The following is a 21,709-nucleotide window of genomic DNA, read 5'->3' as shown; positions in this document are numbered from 1 at the left end:
GGAACCTCGCTGTCAGCAGGAAGCGCCGGCGGCAGCGCCGGCAAGGTTGGCGGGAATGAGGCGTTCGACGATCACCACGTCCAGCCAGCGGCCGTCGAGCCGGCCGTGCTTTTCGTAGACGCCGACTTCGCGGAAGCCGCAGGCCGCGCAGAGGCGGCGGCTCGCGCTGTTGTCGGGGAAGATGCGTGAGACCAGCTTGCTGAATCCGCGCGCGGCGGCGGTGTCGATCAGGGCTGCAAGCAGCGTGCGGCCTATGCCGCGGCCGCGCGCGGCGCGGTCCAGATAGATCGAGAATTCGGCGATGCCGGCATAGCAGGCGCGCGGCCGGTAGCTGCTCAGTCCCGCCCAGCCGACGACCTGACCGTCGGCGTCGACGGCCACCAGCACGGGGTAGTGCGTATCGCGCAGGCGTGCTTCCAGTTCGGCAACCGTGCGTGGCGTGGTCTCGAAGGTGGACGAGCGCTCGGCGATGCCCTGGTTGTGGATCGCCGCGACGGCCGGCGCATCGGCGACGCCGGCGGTTCTGATATGGATGGAAGTTGGCATGGTATGTTGTCAGTTGCAACTATAGGGACAAAAAAATATCAGTCGCGGCGTCTGGGACTGCAGCCCGTGCCCGGGGCGCAGTCGCCGACACTGATTCCGGAAACGAAGCGCGCCTCGGCCGCCCGGGCCAGCCGCCGGATCACCTCGGTCGCCATCGCGCAGGCTTCGCGGTCGAAACCGGCGACGATCTCGGCCTGCTGGGCGATCAGCTCGCGGTTGATGGTTTCGTACAGCGTGCGGCCCTTGCGGGTGATCTGCAGCGACAGCGCGCGCGCATCGGCCGCGTCGGCGCGGCGTTCCACATAGCCTTTGCGTTCGAGCGCGTCGACCACGCGCGTAGTCGTGCTCTTGTCCAGCAGCAGCAGTTCCGCCAGCGCCTGGCTGCGCATGGGGCCCCGCCCCGCCAGGGCTTCCAGCGCATAGCACTGGGTAACGGAAATGTCGTAGCAACAGATCTTGTCGCGATCGCGGAACTGATAGATGCGCACCAGATCCGAAACCGCGGCATGCAGGGCGGTGGCATCGGCCAGCAGCTCGGCCTGGGGCGAACGCGCGGAGGAGGATTTAGGTTGCATGTGACAACTATATGCCCGCTGCCGCGGCCGGTGCAAGTCGCGGGTGGCGTTTCGCCAGGGCGGCCGTCAAGGCGCCAGTCCGGCGAACGCGGCGCCTGCCTGTTCGCGGCGTACCGCGTTCAACGGCGGCCGCCGGAAAGCGCACTCATCGTCGCGCGAGCCGCTGCGGCGCGGGCGGTATCGCCCTTGGCCGCATACGCTTCGGCCAGGCTGTCCCAGGTATTGGCCGATGCCGGAAACAGCAGGGTATTGACGCGGAAGACGGGCAGGGCAGGGTCGACGCCGAAATTGGAACGGATCGCGTAGCCGCTGTTGTTGACGGCCCGCTCCAGCGCGGGCCCCTGCAAGCCGCCGCCCGCGCGCAGCGCGCCGGCGAACTGCTGCACCGCCGTGTCGTCGGGTGCCTGCAGCGCAAAGCGGATCAATTGCTCGGACAGCGCCTCGGCACGGAACTGCTGCGGCGCCGCGGCGGCGAGCAGACTGTCCACCAGGGTGCGCGACCAGACACCGCGGCGGCTGCCATTGGTCAGATAAATCACGCTGTAGCTGTCGCCGTCCAGCGTGTCCTTGAACAGGAGGCGCACCCGCACCCGCGCGCCGCCGTCATGGCCGGCCATGCGGTATCCGCCGCTTTCGCCGACCTCCCAGCCGGTGGCGAACCAGCCGGTCTGGCCGTTGGCCAGGGTCTGCGGCTGCCACAGCTGCTGCAGCGTGGCCTTGGAAACCAGCGTGCCGCTGCGCACCGCCTGCAGGAAGGCCGTCAGATCGCCGAGACTCATGTACAGCCCCGCATGACCCAGCGCATAGCGCGGCCAGGCGATATCCGGCTGCCGCTGCAGCTGGCCGTTGCTGCTCAGGTAGGCGGTGACCACGCCCTGTTGCGGCAGCGTCTCGTCACCCAGATAGGTGTGCCTGAGCCGCAGCCGCTTGATGATGCGCTCGGCGGCGATGGCGGGGTAGGGCTTGCCGTAGTGCGTCTCCAGCAGGTGCGCGAGTACCAGGTAATTGGTCTGGGTATAGCGCGTCTGGCTGCCGGCGGGGAATACGAGCGGCTTGTCCGCCAGCTGCGCGTACACGGCCGGCAGGCCGGCCGCAAATGAGGCGTTGGCCTGCGCGGTGCCGGCCATCTGCGCGTCGTCGAAATACTCCGGAAGCCCTGAGCTGTGATCGAGCAGCTGCCGCAGCGTGATCGCGTGCCAGCGCTGCGGCAGGTCCGGCAGATAGCGGCCGGCCGGCTGATCCAGCCCGACCTTGCCCTGTTCGACCAGTTGCATGACCAGTGTGCTGACGAAGAGCTTGCTCAGCGAAAACACCGGGAAGATGTCGTCGGCCCTGACCGGCCGGCCGCTCTGCGCATCGGCAAGGCCGGCGACGGCGCGGAACAGTTCGCGCCCGTTGTGGCTGATCGCGACAGCCTGGCCGACGATGCCGTAGCGCTGCTGATTGGCCTGTACTTGCTGCGCCAGCCGCGCGGCCGTCTCATCTGCCGCGGCGGCGGCGGCGAAGGGAACGCTGGCGAGCAGGCAGAGCAGGAAAAAGCCGTGACGTCGGATGGACACGCAGATTCTCGGCGAGAAAGGCGGCGGAAGTTTCCCTGTTTCCGCGGCGAGGTTCCACGGCCGGCTTTCGCCTGTCGGATGGCCTGCTCCGCTGCGGCAGGAATGCCGCGGAAACAGCGCCGTCGCTGCTGCTGCGGCTCAGCGTTCGGTAACGGAGATGATCCGCGCCTGTGGATCGTAGGAGACAACCCGGGTGCAGGGATCGCTGACGGCCGGCAGCGGCAGGCACTCTGCCTCGCCGATGCCTGCCGCCACGCCATCGCGCGGAATCAGTTCCAGTGTCCGCCGCCGCCGCCGTTCGCGCGCGGCATCGGCGCCGGGCTGCCGGGCGGCCTGGTTGCGCCACTTTGCATCGGCCGCCGGATCCGGCGCCTCCAGCCCGATGGCCCGGCGCCAGGCCTGCAAGGCTTCGGGCGTATCCGCGCTGATGCGGATGCCGAGGCGCACGCCGCCCGACTGCGCGGCCGCCGGCGTTGCGACCGGCACGACGCCTGCGAGGAAGAGGCAATACACGAACCGCGAAACGAAGGCATGGGTAGACATGAGACCCTCCTGCGGCGCCGCGCACGGCGTCGGGATCAGTCGCGCAACAGATGAATTCGCCGCGGCGCGGCGGGCCTGCTCAGTGCGCGGGAAGCCGCGGAATGTCGCGGGCGCCCAGCGCATGGAGGTCCCTGCCGGTGCCGCAGCCGTCGGGACGCAGGCGAAAGAAAACGTCCGGTATCAGCATCGGCGGCCAGTTCCAGGGAGCGGTGCACTGCGCCAGGGTTTTGCGGAAGGCGCACCGGGCACCGGCGCGCAGTGTGGGCGCAGCGGTGCGGCGGGCGGACGGATCGGCATAGGCGAGGGCGAGGGCGAGGCTCATGGCGCTACTCCGCAGGTGCCAGCCCGCGAGGACCGGATGGCGCCACCTTACCCATCGTCCGCCCGGCCACGACAACGCAGCTGCAACGGCCTGTAACCGAAAGTAACTGTGTACAAAGCCGCTATCGGCAGGCCGGAAAAAGGTGCTGATGCGCCGATTGGCGCAACCTGCACGGATGTACTTCCGCCGTCCGGCGAGAAATGGCGGAAGCCATCCGTATCGCCGCAGCCGCTTCCCGGATCTCCTGGCCTGATGATTGGAAAAATGCCGGAATTGCAGTTGGCAACGGCAGGAGCCGCGGCTACTCTTGCACCGCGCCTGAAAAGGACTTGCCGGGCTTGGGGAGGCCCGATTGCCACCGTGCAGGGGCGGAGCATCCCGCCGCCGCGGCGGACCAATGACCGGGACCTCGCCCGGCTGGTGAGAGATTCGTGTTTTTCCCGACACTTGAGCAGGTGTCGGCTGCACCGCTTGCGCGTCCGCTGACGGGAGAGTGGGGATGAACGCATTCGCAAGGTGTGGACTGGCGTTGTGCCTGGGCGTCCTGTGCGGCGTTGCCGCCTTCGCGGCGCGGATGGACGAACGCTGCGGCGCGGCAGCGGCGCCGCCGCCGGCAGCCGCCGATGCACCCACGCCCGCCGACGAGCCTGCCGAACCGGCGGTTTTCGCCTTTGCCACCGATGTCCTCGGCGGCAAGACCACGCTGTCCAACGGTGTCGAGGTGACGCCCAGCGACTGGCCGACGCTGATCGTGGCGAAGATCCCCCGGCCGAACACGCCGCCGGAACGCACGCCCACCTGCACCGGGACCTTGGTCGGGCCCAATGTCATCCTGTTTGCCGCCCACTGCGTCGACAACCCGCTGGGCACCAGGCCGCGCAAGGCGACGCTGGCCCTGCCGGGCGGGGCCGAGGCCGAACTGCGCTGCGAGATCCACCCGGCCTACCTCAAGCGCGAACCGAAGTTCTTCGATGCCCGCGGCAGCGAGGATTTCGCCCTGTGCCTGGTCGATTACCACGGGCCGCTGCCGCCGCGGCTGCGCACGATGCAGTTCGACGTGGTGGATACGCAGCGGCCTGCGCAGGCCGGCACGGCGGTGCTGATGAGCGGTTACGGCTGCTCGGAGCTTCGCATCGTCGACGGTGCGCTGGATTACTCGCACGAGCCGGCGATCCTGCGCATAGGCAATGCCGTCGTCGACCAGCCCGCCGACCTGCGTTCGGAACAGCCGACCTATCTCTCGATACGGTCGGCGCAGGGGCTGACGCCGGCCGTCTGTCCCGGCGACTCCGGCGCTCCCCTGTTTTCGCACGCAAGCGTGCTGGCGCCCGACAGCGGACGGCGCATCATCGGCGTCAACTCGTCCGTCGCGGTGGCGCGACGGCAGGACGGCGCCTACGACATCATTTCGCGCATCGCCGCCACCGGCAACAAGACTTTCCATGACTGGGCAAAAGCCTGGCTCAACCGGAACAAGGGCGACAAACCGGTCATCTGCGGACTGAATGCGGAGCCGGGACGCCGCTCATGCCGCGCGTGAGCAGCACCTGGCTGCGTCGCCTGGCCGCGCTGGCGGGGCTGGGCCTTGCGGCATCGGCAGCGATTGCCCAGGAAGCGGTGATCCTGCGCGCGGGAACCGATCAGCTCAACGCCGATGTCATCCATTTCATCGCCACGAAGGCGAAGGCGCAGACGCTGGATGCGGCGGACGTGGACGCCGCTGCCGCAAAGACGCCCAGGGAGCTGATCCAGCAGCGCTGCGGCAGGGTGCACGAGGCCTATTTCGCCGCGCTGCTGCAGATCAACGCGCTGCAACCGGAACAACTGGACCTCGATACGCCGACGGGCGCACGCGCGCAGACCCTGCGTTTTCCGGCCTGCCTGTTCGCGGCGGCCGTGGACGAAGGCGTGCCGGTCGTGGTGGGAAAGACGGACAACGCGGCGAAGATATTCACGCGGCTCACCGGTGCGACCGCGCAGGCCAATGATCTGGAAAATTTCTTCGGCCTGCCGCTGGCAAAGCTCAACACATTGCAGCCGGGCCAGGTGCTGTACGGCGCGGCGCAGACCACGCCGACCACGGTTTATCCGCTGCTGCCGAAAGACCAGTTCCTGCTGGAGCTGAACCAGCTGCTGGCGCACAACGCCGATGCGAAGGTGCGGCGCATCGACGAGTCGCAGGGGCGGATCGTGGTGGCTGAACCGGCCGGCAGCGCCGGCGCTGCCTGCGCGCCGGTCGACACGGCCTTCGATGCGGCGGCCACCGAACAGGCGCTGCGCTTTGCGCTGCAGCGTGCGCAGGCGCCCGAGCACAATCTCAGCCCGGCGCGCACCGATGTCGTCATTGTCGACAATGGCTTCTTTGGCGCCGACCTGATCGCCAATGCAGCGGCGCCGTTTGCCGGCAGCGCGTTCAATATCCGCTATTTCCAGCAGGATCCGAATTCACGCATCGCCCGCTCGCTGTCCGTGGGACACGAGATTCCCCCGATCAATCGCCGCGGCGAGACCGCCATCGATCAGGATGCCGGACACGGCACCCATGTCGCGGGCATAGTGCTCGGCGGCCCCGGCTTTGCCGCCTTCCGCAGCGCGCACGAGAGCAATCCCTGGCTGCGCCTGACCATCCTCAATATCGCCGAGGGACGCAAGACGCTGCTGCGCGGCGCGGAGCAGACGCTTGCGACCTTCCTGTCCAACGATTCCAAATACAGCGATGCCATCGTCAACATGAGCATCGCCTACGACGGCAAGGCCTCGCCCGACATCGGCGCCACCTTCCGCGGCCTGTTCCGCAAATCCCAGAACAGCGTCTTCGTCGTGGCGGCGGGCAACGACCGCGGCGTGAACCCGGCCGACAAATCCATCGTTCCCGCGTCGCTGGGCGGTGTCACGGCCGGCAACGTCATTTCCGTCGCAGCCCTGGACGGCCGCGGGCGGCTGGCCGGTTTCAGCAATCGCGGCGCATCGTCGGTGGACCTGGCCGCACCGGGCTGCGGCATCGAATCGTGGCTGGACAACACGGCCACTGTGGCGCGCCTGGACGGCACATCCCAGGCCGCGCCGATCGTGACGTTCGCCGCATCGCTGCTGCGCCATGTGGCGCCGGATGCGGAGCCGGGCCAGCTGAAGGCGCGGCTGATCGCCAGCGGCAACCTGCTGGCGGAGAGAGCCGACCAGGACCAGCTTGCTTTCCGCGTCAGCGTGGATGTGGCCAAGGCCCTGTTCCTGTTCGACGACTACGTGCAGGTCGACGGCCCGGACGGCGGACGCTATCTGGGCGAGATCACGCGCCTGGACGGCATCCGCTGCAAGAACGACATGGCCGGCAGCAGCAAGGACCTCGCCGTGGTCTGGTCGCTGAAGCGGGACGCGGAAAAGCTCTGGCTGTACGAGGGGCGCAACAACGAAAAGATGTTCGCGCCCTGCGAGGCGGATGACTTCAGCACGGCGACGCTGGAGTTCACGGCGAATTTCCGCATCGTCGATGGCGCCATCGAGCCCGCCGGGCCGGTGGCGCTGTTCGACGAACCGCTGGCCATAGGCCGGATCCGCGAGGTCGTCCTGCGATCGTTCTGAGTGCGCACACCGGGGGAAGCCATGAAAAGACGTGAGTTCGTCGTTGCCAGTGCGAGCCTCGCTCAATTGGCGCTGCTGCAGACTGCCTGCCGCGATTCGATGGTGCGCTGCACGGCGCCGCCGCCGGTATACGCCCATGTCGTCGACGCGCATTGCCACGTATTCAACGGCAGCGACCTGGCGCAGGAGCGGTTCATCAAGGTCGTGCTGCTCAAGCACTATCCGCGGCAGGCGGTCAGCGTGCTGGATATCGAGGATGAAGACGTGCTCGACGGCTTCGTCAAGCTGCTGACGCGCCTGGTGGGCCGTACGCGCACACCGAATGCGGATGCGGAAATCCAGGTGCTGGACCGGGAAGCCCGTCCGCAGCCGGGCAATGCGGATCCGGCGCAGAACGAGTCGCTCTTCATCGACGCCCTTGCCGGCTTCGTCGGCGAAAACGGCCTGGCTGTCGCCGCCGACGAAGGTGCCGCCGGCTTGCGCAAGGTCCGCGGGGCGATCTTCAGGGCCGCGGGGGAGGACGGCATCGCGGTTTCCAGCGCCGAGGTGGAGCCGGCCGCGGCGCGCGAAGTCGCGGCCAAGGCCTACCGTTCCAAGTACGACCTGGGCGTTCTGCTGCGCTGGTTTTCCCTGTTCACGCGCTACCGTTATTCGCTGGCCGAGCAACTGGCCGCGGACCTGCGCTGCCAGGGCATGGACGCGCGGCTGCTGTGTCCGGCGACGGTGGATTTCGACCACTGGCTGGGCCAGTTCATCGAGGACGGGCCGTACCAGACGCCGCTGCCCAGGCAGATCCGCGTGATGGGACGTATCGCACGCCGCGCCAAGGGGCCGGTGGTTCACGGCTACGTGGCGTTCGATCCCTTGCGCAAGGCCATCTACGACGTCTCGCGCGAGGGTTTCGATCCGCTGGAACTGGTCCGCAGCGGCATACAGCAGGAAGGGTTCATCGGCGTGAAGATGTATCCGCCGATGGGCTTCCGCGCATTCGGCAATGGAACGGCGCCGGCGCAGACCTATCCGAAACCCGCCGTGGAGCGGCTGGAGCAGGCCATAGCCCAGTCCACCGCGCAGGCCGACGAGGCAACCCGCCGTGCCGGGCAAGCCATCGGACTGGGGCGCCGGCTGGACACGGCGCTGGCCCAGCTCTACGACTACTGCGCCAGCCAGGGCGTGTGCATCCTGGCGCATGCCAACAACAGCAACGGCTCGGGCGACGGCTATGGCGCCAGGGCCGATCCCGCGTTCTGGCTCGATGTGTTTGCGCGCTGGCCCACGTTGCCGGTGATGCTGGCGCATTTCGGCAATTTCGAATTCGTCTCGCAGGCTGCGCCGCCCGGCGCGACGGGTAACGAGCGGACCTGGGAATGGACGCTGGGCCGTCATTTCCGCGACCATCCGGATGCGCCCGTGTTCGCCGACTTCAGCTATCTGAGCGAAGTCGTGCACAAGTCGCCGCAGGAACTCGATGCCTACGCGGCAACATTCCGCGCCTGGATCGCTGCCTTCGATCCGGATTGCCGGCATATCGTGTTCGGCACCGACTGGATCATGCTGGGCGTGGATGCGGGCTATGCCGACTACGCGCGCAGCGTCTACGCCTTCTTCAGGGACCGCGTCGGTCTCGGCGCCGAACCGCTGCGCCGCATCTTCGAGCTGAATGCGGGACGCTTCCTGGGCTTGCGCGAAGGCGACAGCTCGCGCCGGCGTCTCCTGGATTTCTACGCCGCACACCGCCTGCCTGCTTCCCGGCTGCCTGTGTTCGCCGCCGGCTGAGACGGTGCCGGCGCAGTGTTTTTTCCATTGGCCAGATACTGCACAGGGAGCAGCCATGCACACGATGAGATGCGCGCGTACGGCAGGCCTGATGCTGCTGGCGGTCGGCATCGGGTTTCCGTTTTCCCCGGCAGCCGCGAGGAAAGAGAGCCTCGACTACGATGCGCAGCGGCCGCTGCTCAGCCTGCATACCGCCTTGCGCAAGCATGCGGAAAACGAACTCGATGCCGTGCTGCAGGCGCTTTTCGCCGCGGATACGGGCAGTACGCCCAGGCCGCTGGTCGTCTACGTGCACGGCCGCGGGCACGAACCCAAGAAGAGCTTCGAGGACTCGCTCCTGGGCAGCAAGAACCGGGTGATCGAGAAAATCGAACAGCACGGCGTACTCGTGCTGGGCGTGAACTGGAAATCGAAGCCCCGGCTCCTGGCTCCGCTGTGCAGCCGGCCATTCGACAAGGCCGCCGCCGCCGGACCGTTGCTGGCCCGGCTGACCGCCGCGCTGGCGGCGCACCGCGAGGCGCATCCGGCCCAATGGCGTGGTCGCAAGGTGGTGCTGCTGGTGCACAGCATGGGCGGATTCGTATTGCGCAGTGCCATGGCCCAGCCGGGAGGCGACGAAGCCATGGCCCGGCTGTTCGATATCCGGGTGGTTTCCGAGTCCGACGTGCCGCTGGCCGGTCACGCGCAGTGGCTGCCCGCGCAGCCGGCCGGCACCACGTATGTCCTGTCCAATCCCGACGACAGCACGCTCGCCCGCTCGACGCGCTGCGACAAAGAGGGCAGGCCGGAAACAGGGCCGCGCCTGGGCACGCTGTCGCTTTCCGATGCACCGGCGCTGGTGCCCGGCGTCACTTACATCCAGCTGGCCGCGGGAGAACGGCACCGGGTATTTACCAAGAAAGGCGCCAACGGAAATCCTTACGTTTGCACCGTGGTACACGATCTGCTCAACGGCAAGGCGCCGGCGCTGCCGCCGGCCTGGCGTGTTCCGGCGCGGGAAAACGCCTACATCGTGCCGCCGAAGAACGCCCCGGACGATGCCTGCTTCCTCGATGCGATCGACGATGTGGATGACGATGACTGAGGCGTTGCCTCGATGACGGGCGGGCGATGCGCTGCCGTCCAGGCCCGTACGCAGGCGAGTCGCGTCGTTCCGATGCGACGCGTGGCGCTCAATGGACGAGATCGGCGAGCCGCGCCGTGGCGGCAGCCGGCAGCAGCTCCTGGTAGACCGCCAGGGTGCGGGCGATCACGCTGCGTTCGTCGTATTCGGCCAGGGCGCGCTGCCGCGCGGCGATACCAAGACGGCGCGCCAGCGCGCGGTCATCGTCCAGACGGGCGACGGCCTCGGCCAGTGCCGCAGCGTCTCGCGCCGGCACCAGCAGCCCGTCCACTGCGTGGCGCACCACGTCGTGGCAGCCTGGCACGTCCGTGGTGATCAGGGGCAGGGCACAGGCGGCAGCTTCGATCAGCGATTTTGGACAGCCTTCGCGATAGCTGGGTAGTACCACGACATCGGTGCGGGCGAACAGGCCGGGCATGTCCTCCACGTGGCCCAGCCACTCGATCACGCCTTCCGCCGCCCAGGCTTCGACGCTGGCGTGCGGCACGGATGCCGGGTTGCCCTCGTCCAGGGCGCCGGCGAGCTGGAAGCGGATGCGCCGGCCTGCGGCGCGCAGCTGGCGCGCCGCCCCGATGTATTCGGCAATGCCCTTGTCCCACAGCAGCCGCGCCGCCAGCAACACGCGCAGGTCGCCGTGATCTGCCGGCGCGGTACAGCCGGTGAAGCGCGAAACATCCACTCCGGAACTGGGGATCAGACGGATGCGCCGGACATCCACCAGCCGGCTGTGGCGAAACAGCGCCACATCGTCCGCATTCTGCAGCACCAGACGCAGGTGACTGCCGCCCAGCGCCACCCGCATCAGCCCCCGGACCAGCGGACGCAGCAGGCGCGCACGCAGGTCGGTGCTGGTGAACACATAGCCCATGCCGGTCACCGCGCCCACGCGGGCTGGCACGCCCGCGAGGCGTGCGGCCACCGAGGCATATACCACGCACTTGATGGTGAAACTGTGCATCAGGTCCGGCCTCTCCCGGCGCAGCAGGCGCCACAGCCAGGCTATGACGCGCACTTCCCGCAGCGGATCCAGGCTGCGCCGCTGCAGCGGCGCCACTATCCAGCGCAGGCCGCGCGCGCGCAGCCGCGCGCCGTACGGACCGTCGGGAGAGACCAGCACCACCTCAATGCCGCGGCGCTGCAGTTCCAGTGCCAGGCCGAGGCGAAAGTTGTACAAATACCAGTCGCTGTTGGCAAACAGAAGGATCTTCATTCGCTTCCCTCCGGTTCGGGTTGCTGCAGCGCCCGGATCAGTCGAGCCGGCACGCCGCCGACCAGGGTGTAGGGCGCGACGTCGCGGTGCACGACGGCGCCGGCTGCGACCACGGCGCCGCGGCCTATGGTCACGCCCGGCAGGATCACGGCGTTGGCGCCGATCCACACTTCATCCTCTACGACGATCGGTGCCGAGGTGCGGCCGCGCCCTTTGCCCGGCACGTAGTACAGGCCATGCCCCATGGTCTCGAAACTGACGCGCGGGCCGATCTGCGCGCGCGCGCCGATTCGTACGCCGTCGTAGACACAGGTGAACGCCGTGTCCACATTGAGAAAGGTACCGTCACCAATGCGGATCTGCGGGCAGGCGCCATAAGGGCGCACGCTCAGCGGGCCATGGATAGTGCAGCGCCCGTCCAGGCGCACGCCGGCCAGGCGGTAGAGCAGGTAGCGGTAGCGATCCAGTATCCACAGCCGCGGCAGGTGGTTGGCCAGCGGCAGGAACACCATCTCGCGCAGAGCCCAGCGCCGCAGCGCCGAGGGCCGGCCTTCGTGCATGTCGCGGTACATCAGCCCGGCCCGCCGTCGAAAGCGTTGCCGTAGCTGCGCAGGTGCCATCCCTGTTCGGCGATGACCTCGGCGAGCGCCCCGCTCGCGAGACATCGCCATTCCGCGTACGACACTCCGCCGATGCGGGTGAGCCCGTCGACGTCCTCGGGCCGGCGCGAGAGGTGCACCATGAGTTCACAGGGAAATGCGCTCACGGCGCCCAGCAGGCTCCGATAGTGGCCGGCATCCAGCCGCGCTGGCGGCAGGCCCAGGTCGAACACGCTGGTGAAGGCGCGGTTGCTGCGCAGGCGGCCGTGCCAGTGCCGGCGGTTGCGCCAGTTCATCCAGCGCAGCGCGGCGCTGCGCAGAGTCCGGCCAAGGCGCGCACGCGCGCCGCCGGGCCGCGCCACCCAGGGCTGGCGCAGCGGCAGCGACCGTTCCGCGCAGACGCGTGCGAGCACGTCGAAGACCGGCGGAAAGGCATGTACGTGCTGGTGGCTGTCGATATGGGTGGGACGCAGGCCCAGCCGTGCGAATGCTGCCAGCTGCGCTTCCAGTTCCCGGCCGATCTGCGCCGCGCTGACGCGGCCCCGCAGCAGACGCCGCGCCAGTTCGGTGCGCGAGGGAAACGCTCCTGCGGCATCCAGCAGATCCGACACCTCGGCTGGCTCGGCGCTGGGCTGGCCCAGGGTGAGATTGAAATGCAGGCCCACGCCGAGGCCGGGATGGTGCCGCGCCAGCGCCGCCGCCGCCGCGGCCGCGCGGCCGTTGACCAGCAATGTGGCGCTGGACAGTCCGCCGGCACCGTAGGCATCAATGATGGCCGCGTTCACGCCGTCGCAGAGACCAAAATCATCGGCATTGACAATGAGCGTCTTCATCGCCGCTCCTTCCACCATTTGCGCAGGTAAAGCAGGGGCTCGGCCCAGGCCGGCAGCGGGTCGCGCCAGTCGTGTACCGCCCAGGTCGAACTGCGGCGCGGGCCGGACGCGGCGAGATCCGGCGGCGGGAATACGAAATCGCCGCCGCGCCGCCGGTAGAACAGGGCGGCGGCGAGATCCTTGAGGGCGTAGCGCCAGAGCACGCCGTTGCGCTGCGGCCGGTCGGGCGCGGGTTCGGCACCGCCGAGGTCGCGCCAGGCGGCGTCGACGATGCGCTTGCCCGCCGCATGGCTGAGCTGGAACCACAGGGTAGGCCGGGGGTTGATCTCGATGATCTTCAGCCGGGCGTCGCGCGGATCGCGCTTGAATTCGGCGCCAAAGATGCCGCGGAAGCCGATCGCACGCAGGAAATCGGTGGTCAGCGCTGCGGTTTCCGCGCAGGTCTCGCTCATGGCCAGGCTGGCCGAGCCGAAGCCCGGCGGATACTGGCGCAGCTTGCGCGCGGTGAAAGCCTGCACCAGTTCGCCAGCGCGGTTGATGTAGCCGGCGCAGAGCGTGATGCGGGATTCCGCGCCGGGGATCAGCTCCTGCAACAGCCAGCCGCCGACATCGTCGGGCACGCCGGTGAGAAAGTCCTGCAACTCCGCCGGCGTGCGCGCCAGCAGTAGCTTGTGGCCGCGCAGGTAGCGTCGCGCGCGGTGGATCAGCGCCGGTTTCACGAGGCAGGGGAAGGCGATCTGCCCGGCCAGCGCCGGCAGCGCCGTCCGGTCCGCCAGTTCCCAGACGCTGGGGGTGGCCAGGTTGTGTTCCTGGCACAACCGGTGAAAAAGCCGCTTGTCCAGCAGCGTTTCGGCAAGTCCGCGGTAGGCATCGGCAAAGCAAAAGTCCCGCGCAAGCGTGGCTGCGTGCCGGCCCACGAATTCGATGTAGCGGTCGTTCGTCGGCAGCAGCAGCGGCGGCCGCGGCTGGCGGCCAGCGAGATCCGCAAGGCGATGCCGCAGGTCCGTGTCATCTTCCGCCTGCCAGCGTGCCGCCAGCGTCGCCGAGCGCGCGCCGCAGGCCGGACCCGAATCCACCCCGAGCACGCGCCGGCCTGCGCGGTGCAGTTCGCGGCAGGCAAACAGCCCGGTCGGCGAAAGGCCCAGCACGATGGCATCGACGGGGCCAGGCATGCGGTGCTAGAAATCCAGGCGTTTGAGCGCGTTGAACACCGGCCCCCGTCCGTGGACGAAGGCGCCGTACACCATGAATGCCAGCAGCAGCGGCAATGCCTGCATGCGCCAGCGGAACATCGCGCCCATGTTGGTGGCCGCCGAGCCGTATACCGCGAGCAGGCCGAAGGCAAACACCGCCAGTGGCAACGATGCCTGCCGCGCCTGCTGCCAGCTTTGGCCCAGGCCGCGCATCAGGCTGGGCAACAGCAGCAGGAAGACCAGTACCTCCGGCAGCGCCATCAGCTGGCGCAGACTGCCGATCTGGGTGAGGTCTATGGAGACGAAGAAGAAGTAGATCGCTGCGGCCAGGGCGCGAAATGTCGAGTCCGCGCTCTCGCCCCATGCCGCGGTTTCCGGCTCGTCGAAGAAGGCGCCGGTACCGTGGCTGATGTTGATGCGCGATTGGTTGATGTACTCCAGGTCGAAGTAATGCGACTGGCGGATGTAGTCCGAACCGAATACGCCGAAGCCGGCGGAATACGTGGCCGCGCCGATCAGCACGACGACGCCGGCCATGGTCGCCAGCAGCGGTGCCGTGCGCCGTCCCTCCACCGGAACGTACGAAATCACGATCAGAAATACGCTCACGAAGAACAAATACTCGCGTACGCCAAGCAGCATCATCAGGCTGAACGCCATCGCCGCGAGCGCGCCGGCGCTGAAGTCCCGGCGCAGGCGCACGACGGCCAGCACCAGCAGGGACAGGCTGAAGATCGAGAGCGGGTCCTTGAGCATGAGGCAGGACCAATAAATGAAAGAAGGAAAAAATGCAACAAGCATGGCGGTGACGCGGGCGATTTTCTCCACTCCGTAGACCTCCAGCACCAGGCGGAACACCACCAGCGGTGTGAGCGCGCCGAACAGAATATTGATCAGCTGGATATAGAGCGGATTGGGCCCGAGCAGGTAGTAGATGAGGCCGGTGAACTGAAACCAACCGTTGTCGATCCAGTTGGGTGCGTTGAAAAATCCACCGCGCATTTCTTCGGCGATGGCCAGCGCCTCCTCGTGATAGCGCAGGGAGTCGGGACTGAGGCTCAAGCTGCGGATGGCGTCGGTGAGGCTGATAAGCAGCACGCCGCCGAACCGCACCAGGAAGGCGGCGACGAATAGCCGGCCCAGGAAGCGGCGCGCCGCCGCCGTGAGCTGCGGCGGCGCGTTGTTCGGCAGGACAGCCGCAAGCTGCCGCGGCGCGCCGCGGCGGTCCAGCGCCCATGCCGCACCCAGCGCGCACAGCAGCAGCACCGCTGCGACCTCCAGCACGGTCTCGATCATGGCAGCCCGCCCCGGGCGAGCAACATGCGATAAATCGCATCGTAGCGATTGATACCTTCGCGCAGCGAGAACTGCGCCAGGGCGGCAGCGCGGCAGCGCGCCGCGAGCCCGGCATCACCCCAGAGCCGGCGCAGGTGGCGGAACGAATCCTCCAGGCTGCCGGTGTCGAAGTCGCGCAGCAGGAAGCCGACGCGGCCGTCGCCGAGCAGGGCGTCCATATCGCCGATGCCGGCGTTGCCTACCACCGGCACGCCCGCGGCCAGGTACTCGCCGACCTTGGTCGGGCAGCTGGCCAGCTTGGAGAAATGCGGCCGTATGAAGGACATCGCCACGTCGAAGCGAGCGACCTCCGCCGGCACCTGCTCCGGCGGCAGCGCCACGATGGCGATGCTGTCCGGCGGCAGGCCCTGCTGCGCCGCCAGTGCCCGCAGGGGGGCTGCGCTGCTGCGCGAGATGAGCTTCAGGCGGCAGCCGGGGAAATGTCGCCGCGCAGCGGCGAAGTAGCCGATGATGCGTTCGGGCAGGTATTCCGCCCCGAGCGAGCCTACGTAGCCGAACAGCCGCGGCTGAGTCTGCGGGCGGGCGGCCGGGACGAAGCGGGCGGTGTCGACACAGGTCGGGATGGTGACCAGCGGCGGCAGTGGCTGGCCGCGCGAGGCAGCGGATTCCTGCAGCGCCTGCGCGCCGCGTTCGCTGAGCGAAACAATGGCGTCGCTGGCGTGCAGCACACGGGCTTCCAGCTGCTTGGCCAGGCGATAGGCCGGGCCGTTTTCGCGCAGGCGGCCGCGATAGACCTTTTCGTCGATCCAGAAACCGCGCAGGTCGTTGAGGAACGGCGGCCCGTGACGCGCAAGCCGCCAGGCGATCAGCGCGGGAATGAAGCTGCGCGCATGGATCAGCCGCGCGGGCCGGGTCTGCTGCAGCCGCCGCGCGACGGCAAGGCCGGCGCACAGGTCGCGCAGGGAGGACAGCGCGCCCCAGCCGCGGTGGGCCGTCACGCAATGCCAGTCGATGCCCTGCGCGGCAAGGCGTTCGCGCGTGGCCGCGATATCCGCGGCGGCGGCCGCAGAGCGTTCGAATGTCAGCAGGCTGAAGCGGTAGCCGCGTGGCGACAGGCCCTGCAGATAGGCCAGCACCTGCGAGTGCACCAGCGGCTCGTCGATGCCGTTGTACGAAATGTAGAGTACGTCAATGGCGTCGGCCACGGGCGGCCACCTCGCGCAGGATTTCGACGAAGCGCGGCCCCTGCTGCTGCAGGGAGAAGCGCGCTTCGACGGTGCGCCGCGCGGCCGCGCCCACGCGCGCACGCAAGCCCGGGTCCTCGATCAGCCGCTGCAGCACGGCCTGCCATTCCTGAGGCTCGCGCACCAGGAAGCCGGTCTCGCCATCGTTGATCAGTTCGCAGTTGAAGCCGATGCCGGTGCATACCGCCGGCAGACCGACGGCCATGTAGGTGCGTGCCTTGCCGCCGGATTTTCCGAGCGACCACTCCTCCAGCGGCAGCGGCATCAGGCCGATGTCGAAGGTGTGCAACTGCGCCACTTCGGTATCGAGGTGCCAGGGCACGTGCTCGACCGGGATCTCCGGGTCAGAGAAATGCCCGCCGCCGACGATGCGCAGCCGCAGCCGCTCATGCCGGCGGCACAGCGCGCGGAGCGGTTCGCGGATGGCGTCGAGGTATTTTTCCGTGCTGGGCGAGCCCAGCCAGCCCAGCACCAGCGGCCCGTCGCCGCGTGGTGCGGGCCGGGGCGTGTAGCGCTGCAGGTCTTCCGCCACGTGGAAGGTGCGCGCGTCTGCGCCGTGTTCGGCTGCTCGCGCGCACAACCAGCTGTTGCCGGCCAGTACGCAATCGGCCAGGCGGAAGATCTCGATGATGCGTTGCGGGCGCTTGAGTGCGTCGGCCAGCGGCGTATGCGTGCTCGGCTTGAACAGGAACAGGGCGTCGTCGTAGTCGAAGATCAGCGGCGCACGACGGCGCAGCGCGCGCTCCAGCCAGGGCGTGCCGAACGGCAGGCACTCGCGTTGCAGGAAAACCAGATCGTAGCTGCCCGCGCCAAGCACGGCGGCAGCGCGGCGCAGCACGGCGCAGCCCGTGTGCAGCGCCTTGGCGGGCGCAGCGCCGCGACGGTTGATTGCGCGGTACATTGCCGGCGTCATGAACGGCTGCACCCGGTAGGCGATGCCCGCTGCCTCCAGGTAGGGCAGGTATTGATACACGCGGTAGCGGCTGCTCGCGCCGTCGCGGGGGTACTTGGTGAGGAAAAGCACCTTCACGGTGCCCTCGCGCCGTGGACGACTTCCTCCAGCAGCTGCGCCAGGCGGCGCGCATTGACGGCGGGGTCGTGCTGCCGGCGCGCATAGTCCTGCGCCCGCGCTCCCGTCTGCGCTCGCACGTCCTCGTCCGCCAACAGCGCGCGCAGGTCGCGCTCCAGTCCGGGCAGGTCGCCCGGCACGCTGCCGAGACGCTCGCGCGTGATCAGCCCGCCCGGATCGAAATACAGTGACAGCGTCGGCGTTCCCTGCAGCCACGCCTGGATGAAGTTGTTGCCGAAGCCTTCCGGATCACAGGTGTGGACCAAGGCCGCGGCCGCGGCGAGGATGCCGTTGACTTCGGCCGGCGTGCGCACGCCGAGGTAGCGGAGATTCGCCGGCAGGTCCTTGCCCTGGGCGATCCAGGCGTAGCGCGGGCTTATCACCTCGCCGACCATCAGGAAATCGACCTCCAGATCGGCGCAGCGCCGCGCCAGTTCGACATAGGCGCCGGGGTTTTTGTAGTCCTTGATCTGGGCCACCCAGGCGACGAAGCGGCGCGGCCAGCGGAATGGCTCCGCGGCCGCTTCCATCGAATCCGGGATATGGCAGCGCCGCGCCACCGGCAGGTGCCGCGTGTAGTCCGCATTGAGCGAGACGGCCGCGGATACCCAGCGGAAGCCGCTCCAGTTCCAGCGGCTGCGCAGGCATTGCCAAGCGACCGAGGCCAAGCGCCGCGGGGTCCAGCGCGCATGCTTGGCGTGATAGCTGAACGCCTGAACGTCCTGCAGGCTGGACGCGGCGAACACCAGCGGCACGCCGGCGCGCGCGGCAGTGCGCGCGGTAGTGCGCAGGCCGACCTTGTTGTGGCGCAGGTAGATCACGTCGGGGCGTGCGCGGGCGATCAGCGCCGCCGTCTGCGCCGCATTGCCGGGTGTCCAGCGATCGACTGCATAAGGGACGGCGGGCAGCGTGGCGCAGATACCCCCGGCCGCGCCATAGCACACGTCGTGGCCGAGTGCCGCGAGCTGGCGCGCCGTCAGCTCGCACTGGATCTCGATGCCGCCCAGGGCGTGGCTGAGATGCTTGGCAAGGATCAATACCCGCATGGCGGCCGCACCGAGGCAATGACGAGGCTGTGGCGGCGGTCCTCGGGCCGGGCCACGGCGCGCACGCTCAGCCGCCAGCCCCGGATCAGGCGATGGGCCAGCTTGGCCAGCCGGTTGCGCCAGCGCGAGGCGTTTGCCTCCAGCACATAGAAATGGGCATAGCCCCATTGCCCGAGCAGGCCGACGATGGCATCGCTGCCACCAGGGCCGCCGGCGCGGTGCGACTCGAACAGCACCAGCGGCCGGTGCCGTCGCAGCGTTTCCTCCAGGCCGGCGAGGGCCTGGAGTTCGTGGCCTTCGATGTCCAGCTTCACCAGCAGGATTGGCAAGGTTTCCGGCACTCTGCCGGCAAGGAGATGATCGCCGCGCTCCAACTGCACGGGAAAACGGCGCGTCGCTGTGGGGGCCAGGGCCGGGCTCACGCCCGAGCGGCCGAGATTGCGGTCGAGGTCGGCGTGAAAGGTCATCTCCACCGCGGCGTCGCTCAGGCCCTGGGCGAACAGGTGCACATTGTCCACCTGGTTCATCAGCAGGTTCGCCTCGAACAGCCGTAGGCAGACCGGATTGGGTTCAAAGGCGTACACCTGGGCGAAACGCCGCGCCAGCCACAGCGAGTGATTGCCGATATTGGCGCCGACGTCCAGGGCCGCGCCGCGGCGGAAGGCGTCCGCTTCTGCGCCAAGGAAACCGTCGAAGATCGCCGGCAGCAGCAGATCTTCGTACCAGCCGTGGGCGATGATCTGGTCGCCGATGTCGTCGCCGGGAAAACAGGCGATGCGTGCCGCGCCCGTCCGGCGGCGGTGGCGCGACAGCAGGCGCGCCAGGGCGGCGCGCGCCAGTCGCGCGAAGTAGGCGGCGGGCTTCAGATGCAGGAGCCGCGGCGTCACGCCAGCCCCAGGCGCCGCAGCGCGAGCAGGCCCAGGCGCAGCGGAAAGCGGACCAGCTGGCGCGCCAGTGCGCGCCAGGCCGTGAGCGAGCGCGGCCGGCGCAGGGCGATGACCGCAGGTTTGGCCACGTAGCCCGCGCAGGTCGCCAGATCAGGCGCCGGTCCGCGCTTGCGCAGGGTCAGGCCGTCGGGCGAATACGTGGCTATCTTGGTGATTCGGTCGGTCGCGTAGAACCCGCCGCCGCGGGCGAGCCGGGCAAGCAGCGTCCATTCGCGCTGATGCCTGCCCCAGGTGGAGAAGCGCACGCCCTGCAGGCGCCGCGCGGCAACCACGTGCATTACGTCGGCCCCGAACCGGCGGCGCAACTGCATGTCGTCAAACCAATCGTAGACGCCGTCGGCCTCCGGCCACACGGCCGAGCCCGGCGTCTCGCCCGTGAAGCGGCAGCGGCTGACATACCAGCCCACGTCGTGGTGATTTGTCCACATGTCCGTAACATAGCAAAAGAAATCCGGCGTGACCGTGTCGTCGTCGTCGACGAAGGCGATGAGTTCGACATTTTCCGCGAGTGCTATGTCCAGGCCGGTGTTGCGAGTGACCAGCGGACCACGGTTGCGCGTGTTGCGGTGGAACACGAGGCGCCCCGGCTGGGCGCCTACATCGGCTTCGGTGATGGGCGGATCGGATGCGTCGTCCACGACGACGTGGAGCCAGTCCAGCGCGCAGGCCTGCCGTGCCAGCGCGCGGTGCAGCCGCCGCAGGCTGTCGCGTCGGTTGTAGCTGGCGGTGAGTATGGCCAGCCGCGGCGTTTTCATGTGCGCTGCTCCGCGCGCCGGAACGCTTTCGACCAGGCCTGCGTCGCGAGTGTGCGGAAGCGGGGATCGGTCCAGGCGAATCCGAACCACAGCGCCAGGATGACTGCGCCCTTGGCACAGCGCAGCGGCCAGTCCGACGCCTGCGCCAGCGACAGCGCCGCCGCGGCCACGGCGGTGACGCCTGCGCCTAGCGCCCGCAGGGTAGGCCGGGCGACGGTGAAGCGAAAATGGCGCCGCGCGCAAAGGTATACCGCGGCTGCGTTGATGAGTTGCGATACCAGATAGGCGCCTGCCACGCCGGTGAGTGCATAGCGCGGCAGTGCGGCGCGGCTGAGAGCCAGGAACGTTACCGCCCACAGCACGTAGCTCAGCGTATAGGCCAGCAGCCTGCGGCGCGCCAGGAAGGCCATGCCCATGGCCTCGGCCAGCACGCGGAACAGGTCTCCGGGCAGCAGCAGCAGCAGAAGGCCGGCCGCGGCGCCGAACTCGGGACTGAAGAGCAGTACCATCAGGTTCTCGCCCGCGGTCATCAGCGCGATGATCAGCGGAGGCAGCAGATAGAGATACAGGCTGATTGCCTCGTTGACCCGCAGGCGCAGGTCGGCGTCGTCGCGGCAGGCCACCAGGCTGGGAAAATAGAAGCTGCCGGCGGATGCGTAGATGGCGCCGAAGTAGACACTGGCGACTTTCCAGGCCACGGAGAATATGCCGTTGGCGTCCAGCCCGTGCGTGGCGATGATCCAGCGCGAGACGACGACGGTCGTAAGCACGGCCAGCGCCGCCATGAACAGGCCATTGATGCCGAAGCTTGCATTGATGCGGACCTCGCGCCAGGAAAACGCTGCGGCACGGGGCAGAGTGACCACGCCGGGCACCGCGCGGCGCACGGTGGCGATCTGCAGCACCAGCTTGAGCAGTTGCAGCACGCTGAACGCCAGTGCCGCGCCGGTCAGCTGCATCTGCAGCACCAGGATCACGAAGAGAACCAGGCCCAGCACATCGGAGGCGATCTGGGCGCTGACGATGGGGCGGACCAGCCGGCAGCCGCTGAGCAGTCCTTTGTAGGTTTGCGCCACGATCGCGAAGGGCACGCTGAGCAAGGTGATGGCGACCAGCGGGGCGTGATGCCCGCCATCGGCGAACAGACACTCGGAAAGCGGCCTCGCCAGCACCACGCTGGCCGCGGCGCCGAGGCTTGCGACCGCGGTGAGAAACAGGAGCGAGGTCGACAGCTGCCGTACCAGTGCTTCTCGGTCGCCGCCACTGTGCGCTTCGGCAACGCGGCGCACGATGCCGTTGTAGAAACCCAGGCCGGTCAGCGCGTAGAGCAGGTTCCACGCATTGGTGAGCTGATTGATCACGCCGGTGCCTTCGGGGCCGAGCACCATGGCAGCGAGCTTGCCCTTGGCGACCTGGGTCAGGGTGCCGACCACCGAGCCGGTGAAGAACAGCGCGATCGCTCGGGCGAACGCTTTCACGGTCCGCGCCCGCGCC

Annotated in this window: 20 protein-coding genes; 4 read left to right on the top strand and 16 right to left on the bottom strand. The window is 68.5% G+C overall.

Annotated elements, in window-relative coordinates; genetic code table 11:
* Positions 1-12 precede the first annotated feature (12 nt).
* From NM961_RS12300 to NM961_RS12280, 5 genes are all read right to left on the bottom strand, one after another.
* A complete protein-coding gene (locus NM961_RS12300; RefSeq protein ID WP_255914682.1) occupies positions 13-546 on the bottom strand; it encodes an arsinothricin resistance N-acetyltransferase ArsN1 family A in 534 nt (177 codons plus the stop codon).
* 38 nt (positions 547-584) lie between these two features.
* Positions 585-1,121, bottom strand: a complete 537-nt coding sequence (locus NM961_RS12295) for a MarR family winged helix-turn-helix transcriptional regulator (RefSeq protein WP_255914681.1) — start codon at positions 1,119-1,121, stop codon at positions 585-587.
* Positions 1,122-1,240: 119 nt separating this feature from the next.
* Entirely contained in the window at positions 1,241-2,680 is a 1,440-nt protein-coding gene (locus tag NM961_RS12290; protein WP_255914680.1) for a serine hydrolase domain-containing protein, read from the bottom strand.
* 138 nt (positions 2,681-2,818) lie between these two features.
* A complete protein-coding gene (locus NM961_RS12285; protein WP_255914679.1) occupies positions 2,819-3,346 on the bottom strand; it encodes a hypothetical protein in 528 nt (175 codons plus the stop codon).
* Positions 3,303-3,545, bottom strand: coding sequence for a hypothetical protein (locus NM961_RS12280; protein ID WP_255914678.1), 243 nt, complete (start codon positions 3,543-3,545; stop codon positions 3,303-3,305). Before NM961_RS12280 ends, NM961_RS12285 begins: the two co-directional genes overlap by 44 nt.
* Before the next feature lie 499 nt (positions 3,546-4,044).
* Between NM961_RS12280 and NM961_RS12275 the strand changes: the two genes are divergently transcribed.
* The 4 genes from NM961_RS12275 to NM961_RS12260 are packed head-to-tail and all read left to right on the top strand — an operon-like array spanning position 4,045 to position 9,984.
* A complete protein-coding gene (locus NM961_RS12275) occupies positions 4,045-5,085 on the top strand; it encodes a trypsin-like serine peptidase (RefSeq protein ID WP_255914677.1) in 1,041 nt (346 codons plus the stop codon).
* Positions 5,073-7,124: a S8 family serine peptidase gene (locus tag NM961_RS12270; protein WP_255914676.1), complete on the top strand. Its 2,052-nt coding sequence runs from the start codon at positions 5,073-5,075 to the stop codon at positions 7,122-7,124. The genes NM961_RS12275 and NM961_RS12270 overlap by 13 nt, the downstream gene beginning before the upstream one ends.
* 21 nt (positions 7,125-7,145) lie before the next feature.
* Positions 7,146-8,900 (top strand): amidohydrolase family protein, encoded by a 1,755-nt coding sequence (locus NM961_RS12265; RefSeq protein ID WP_255914675.1) that lies wholly within the window; start codon positions 7,146-7,148, stop codon positions 8,898-8,900.
* A 55-nt stretch (positions 8,901-8,955) separates the two neighbouring features.
* On the top strand, positions 8,956-9,984 hold the full coding sequence (locus NM961_RS12260; RefSeq protein ID WP_255914674.1) for a hypothetical protein: 1,029 nt from the start codon (positions 8,956-8,958) through the stop codon (positions 9,982-9,984).
* An 88-nt stretch (positions 9,985-10,072) separates the two neighbouring features.
* Here NM961_RS12260 and NM961_RS12255 read toward each other — a convergent pair whose 3' ends face one another.
* The 11 genes from NM961_RS12255 to NM961_RS12205 are packed head-to-tail and all read right to left on the bottom strand — an operon-like array spanning position 10,073 to position 21,693.
* Positions 10,073-11,233, bottom strand: a complete 1,161-nt coding sequence (locus tag NM961_RS12255) for a glycosyltransferase family 4 protein (protein WP_255914673.1) — start codon at positions 11,231-11,233, stop codon at positions 10,073-10,075.
* Entirely contained in the window at positions 11,230-11,805 is a 576-nt protein-coding gene (locus tag NM961_RS24295; RefSeq protein WP_305119148.1) for an acyltransferase, read from the bottom strand. The genes NM961_RS12255 and NM961_RS24295 overlap by 4 nt, the downstream gene beginning before the upstream one ends.
* Positions 11,805-12,665 (bottom strand): carbohydrate deacetylase, encoded by an 861-nt coding sequence (locus NM961_RS12245; RefSeq protein ID WP_255914672.1) that lies wholly within the window; start codon positions 12,663-12,665, stop codon positions 11,805-11,807. The genes NM961_RS24295 and NM961_RS12245 overlap by 1 nt, the downstream gene beginning before the upstream one ends.
* The gene (locus NM961_RS12240; RefSeq protein WP_255914671.1) at positions 12,662-13,837 is read right to left on the bottom strand and encodes a carboxylate--amine ligase; all 1,176 of its coding nucleotides are present in this window, start codon (positions 13,835-13,837) and stop codon (positions 12,662-12,664) included. The genes NM961_RS12245 and NM961_RS12240 overlap by 4 nt, the downstream gene beginning before the upstream one ends.
* A 6-nt stretch (positions 13,838-13,843) precedes the next feature.
* Complete coding sequence (locus tag NM961_RS12235) at positions 13,844-15,154, bottom strand: glycosyltransferase family protein (RefSeq protein ID WP_255914670.1); 1,311 nt, start codon at positions 15,152-15,154, stop codon at positions 13,844-13,846.
* Positions 15,151-16,359 carry a glycosyltransferase gene (locus NM961_RS12230; protein ID WP_255914669.1) on the bottom strand — a complete coding sequence of 403 codons (1,209 nt, stop codon included), beginning with the start codon at positions 16,357-16,359 and terminating at the stop codon, positions 15,151-15,153. Before NM961_RS12230 ends, NM961_RS12235 begins: the two co-directional genes overlap by 4 nt.
* Positions 16,343-17,428 (bottom strand): glycosyltransferase family 4 protein, encoded by a 1,086-nt coding sequence (locus tag NM961_RS12225; RefSeq protein ID WP_255914668.1) that lies wholly within the window; start codon positions 17,426-17,428, stop codon positions 16,343-16,345. The genes NM961_RS12230 and NM961_RS12225 overlap by 17 nt, the downstream gene beginning before the upstream one ends.
* Positions 17,425-18,513, bottom strand: a complete 1,089-nt coding sequence (locus NM961_RS12220) for a glycosyltransferase family 4 protein (RefSeq protein ID WP_255914667.1) — start codon at positions 18,511-18,513, stop codon at positions 17,425-17,427. Before NM961_RS12220 ends, NM961_RS12225 begins: the two co-directional genes overlap by 4 nt.
* A complete protein-coding gene (locus tag NM961_RS12215; protein WP_255914666.1) occupies positions 18,501-19,400 on the bottom strand; it encodes an FkbM family methyltransferase in 900 nt (299 codons plus the stop codon). The genes NM961_RS12220 and NM961_RS12215 overlap by 13 nt, the downstream gene beginning before the upstream one ends.
* Complete coding sequence (locus tag NM961_RS12210; protein WP_255914665.1) at positions 19,397-20,215, bottom strand: glycosyltransferase family 2 protein; 819 nt, start codon at positions 20,213-20,215, stop codon at positions 19,397-19,399. Before NM961_RS12210 ends, NM961_RS12215 begins: the two co-directional genes overlap by 4 nt.
* A complete protein-coding gene (locus NM961_RS12205) occupies positions 20,212-21,693 on the bottom strand; it encodes an oligosaccharide flippase family protein (RefSeq protein ID WP_255914664.1) in 1,482 nt (493 codons plus the stop codon). Before NM961_RS12205 ends, NM961_RS12210 begins: the two co-directional genes overlap by 4 nt.
* Positions 21,694-21,709: the final 16 nt, after the last annotated feature.

It is taken from the genome of Tahibacter harae (genome assembly GCF_024437735.1).
In the GTDB taxonomy this organism is placed as follows: domain Bacteria; phylum Pseudomonadota; class Gammaproteobacteria; order Xanthomonadales; family Rhodanobacteraceae; genus Tahibacter; species Tahibacter harae.
The sequence above is the reverse complement of the archived record's forward strand: the minus strand, read 5'-3'. Positions and strand labels throughout refer to the sequence as shown.

What these genes read in the sequence shown, in the direction of transcription:
- NM961_RS12300 (WP_255914682.1), bottom strand. Translation starts at nt 546, where the DNA reads ATGCCAACTTCCATCCATATCAGAACCGCCGGCGTCGCCGATGCGCCG.
- NM961_RS12295 (WP_255914681.1), bottom strand. Translation starts at nt 1,121, where the DNA reads ATGCAACCTAAATCCTCCTCCGCGCGTTCGCCCCAGGCCGAGCTGCTG.
- NM961_RS12285 (WP_255914679.1), bottom strand. Translation starts at nt 3,346, where the DNA reads ATGCGCTGGGCGCCCGCGACATTCCGCGGCTTCCCGCGCACTGAGCAG.
- NM961_RS12280 (WP_255914678.1), bottom strand. Translation starts at nt 3,545, where the DNA reads ATGAGCCTCGCCCTCGCCCTCGCCTATGCCGATCCGTCCGCCCGCCGC.
- NM961_RS12275 (WP_255914677.1), top strand. Translation starts at nt 4,045, where the DNA reads ATGAACGCATTCGCAAGGTGTGGACTGGCGTTGTGCCTGGGCGTCCTG.
- NM961_RS12270 (WP_255914676.1), top strand. Translation starts at nt 5,073, where the DNA reads ATGCCGCGCGTGAGCAGCACCTGGCTGCGTCGCCTGGCCGCGCTGGCG.
- NM961_RS12265 (WP_255914675.1), top strand. Translation starts at nt 7,146, where the DNA reads ATGAAAAGACGTGAGTTCGTCGTTGCCAGTGCGAGCCTCGCTCAATTG.
- NM961_RS12260 (WP_255914674.1), top strand. Translation starts at nt 8,956, where the DNA reads ATGCACACGATGAGATGCGCGCGTACGGCAGGCCTGATGCTGCTGGCG.
- NM961_RS12255 (WP_255914673.1), bottom strand. Translation starts at nt 11,233, where the DNA reads ATGAAGATCCTTCTGTTTGCCAACAGCGACTGGTATTTGTACAACTTT.
- NM961_RS24295 (WP_305119148.1), bottom strand. Translation starts at nt 11,805, where the DNA reads ATGTACCGCGACATGCACGAAGGCCGGCCCTCGGCGCTGCGGCGCTGG.
- NM961_RS12245 (WP_255914672.1), bottom strand. Translation starts at nt 12,665, where the DNA reads ATGAAGACGCTCATTGTCAATGCCGATGATTTTGGTCTCTGCGACGGC.
- NM961_RS12240 (WP_255914671.1), bottom strand. Translation starts at nt 13,837, where the DNA reads ATGCCTGGCCCCGTCGATGCCATCGTGCTGGGCCTTTCGCCGACCGGG.
- NM961_RS12235 (WP_255914670.1), bottom strand. Translation starts at nt 15,154, where the DNA reads ATGATCGAGACCGTGCTGGAGGTCGCAGCGGTGCTGCTGCTGTGCGCG.
- NM961_RS12220 (WP_255914667.1), bottom strand. Translation starts at nt 18,513, where the DNA reads ATGCGGGTATTGATCCTTGCCAAGCATCTCAGCCACGCCCTGGGCGGC.
- NM961_RS12210 (WP_255914665.1), bottom strand. Translation starts at nt 20,215, where the DNA reads ATGAAAACGCCGCGGCTGGCCATACTCACCGCCAGCTACAACCGACGC.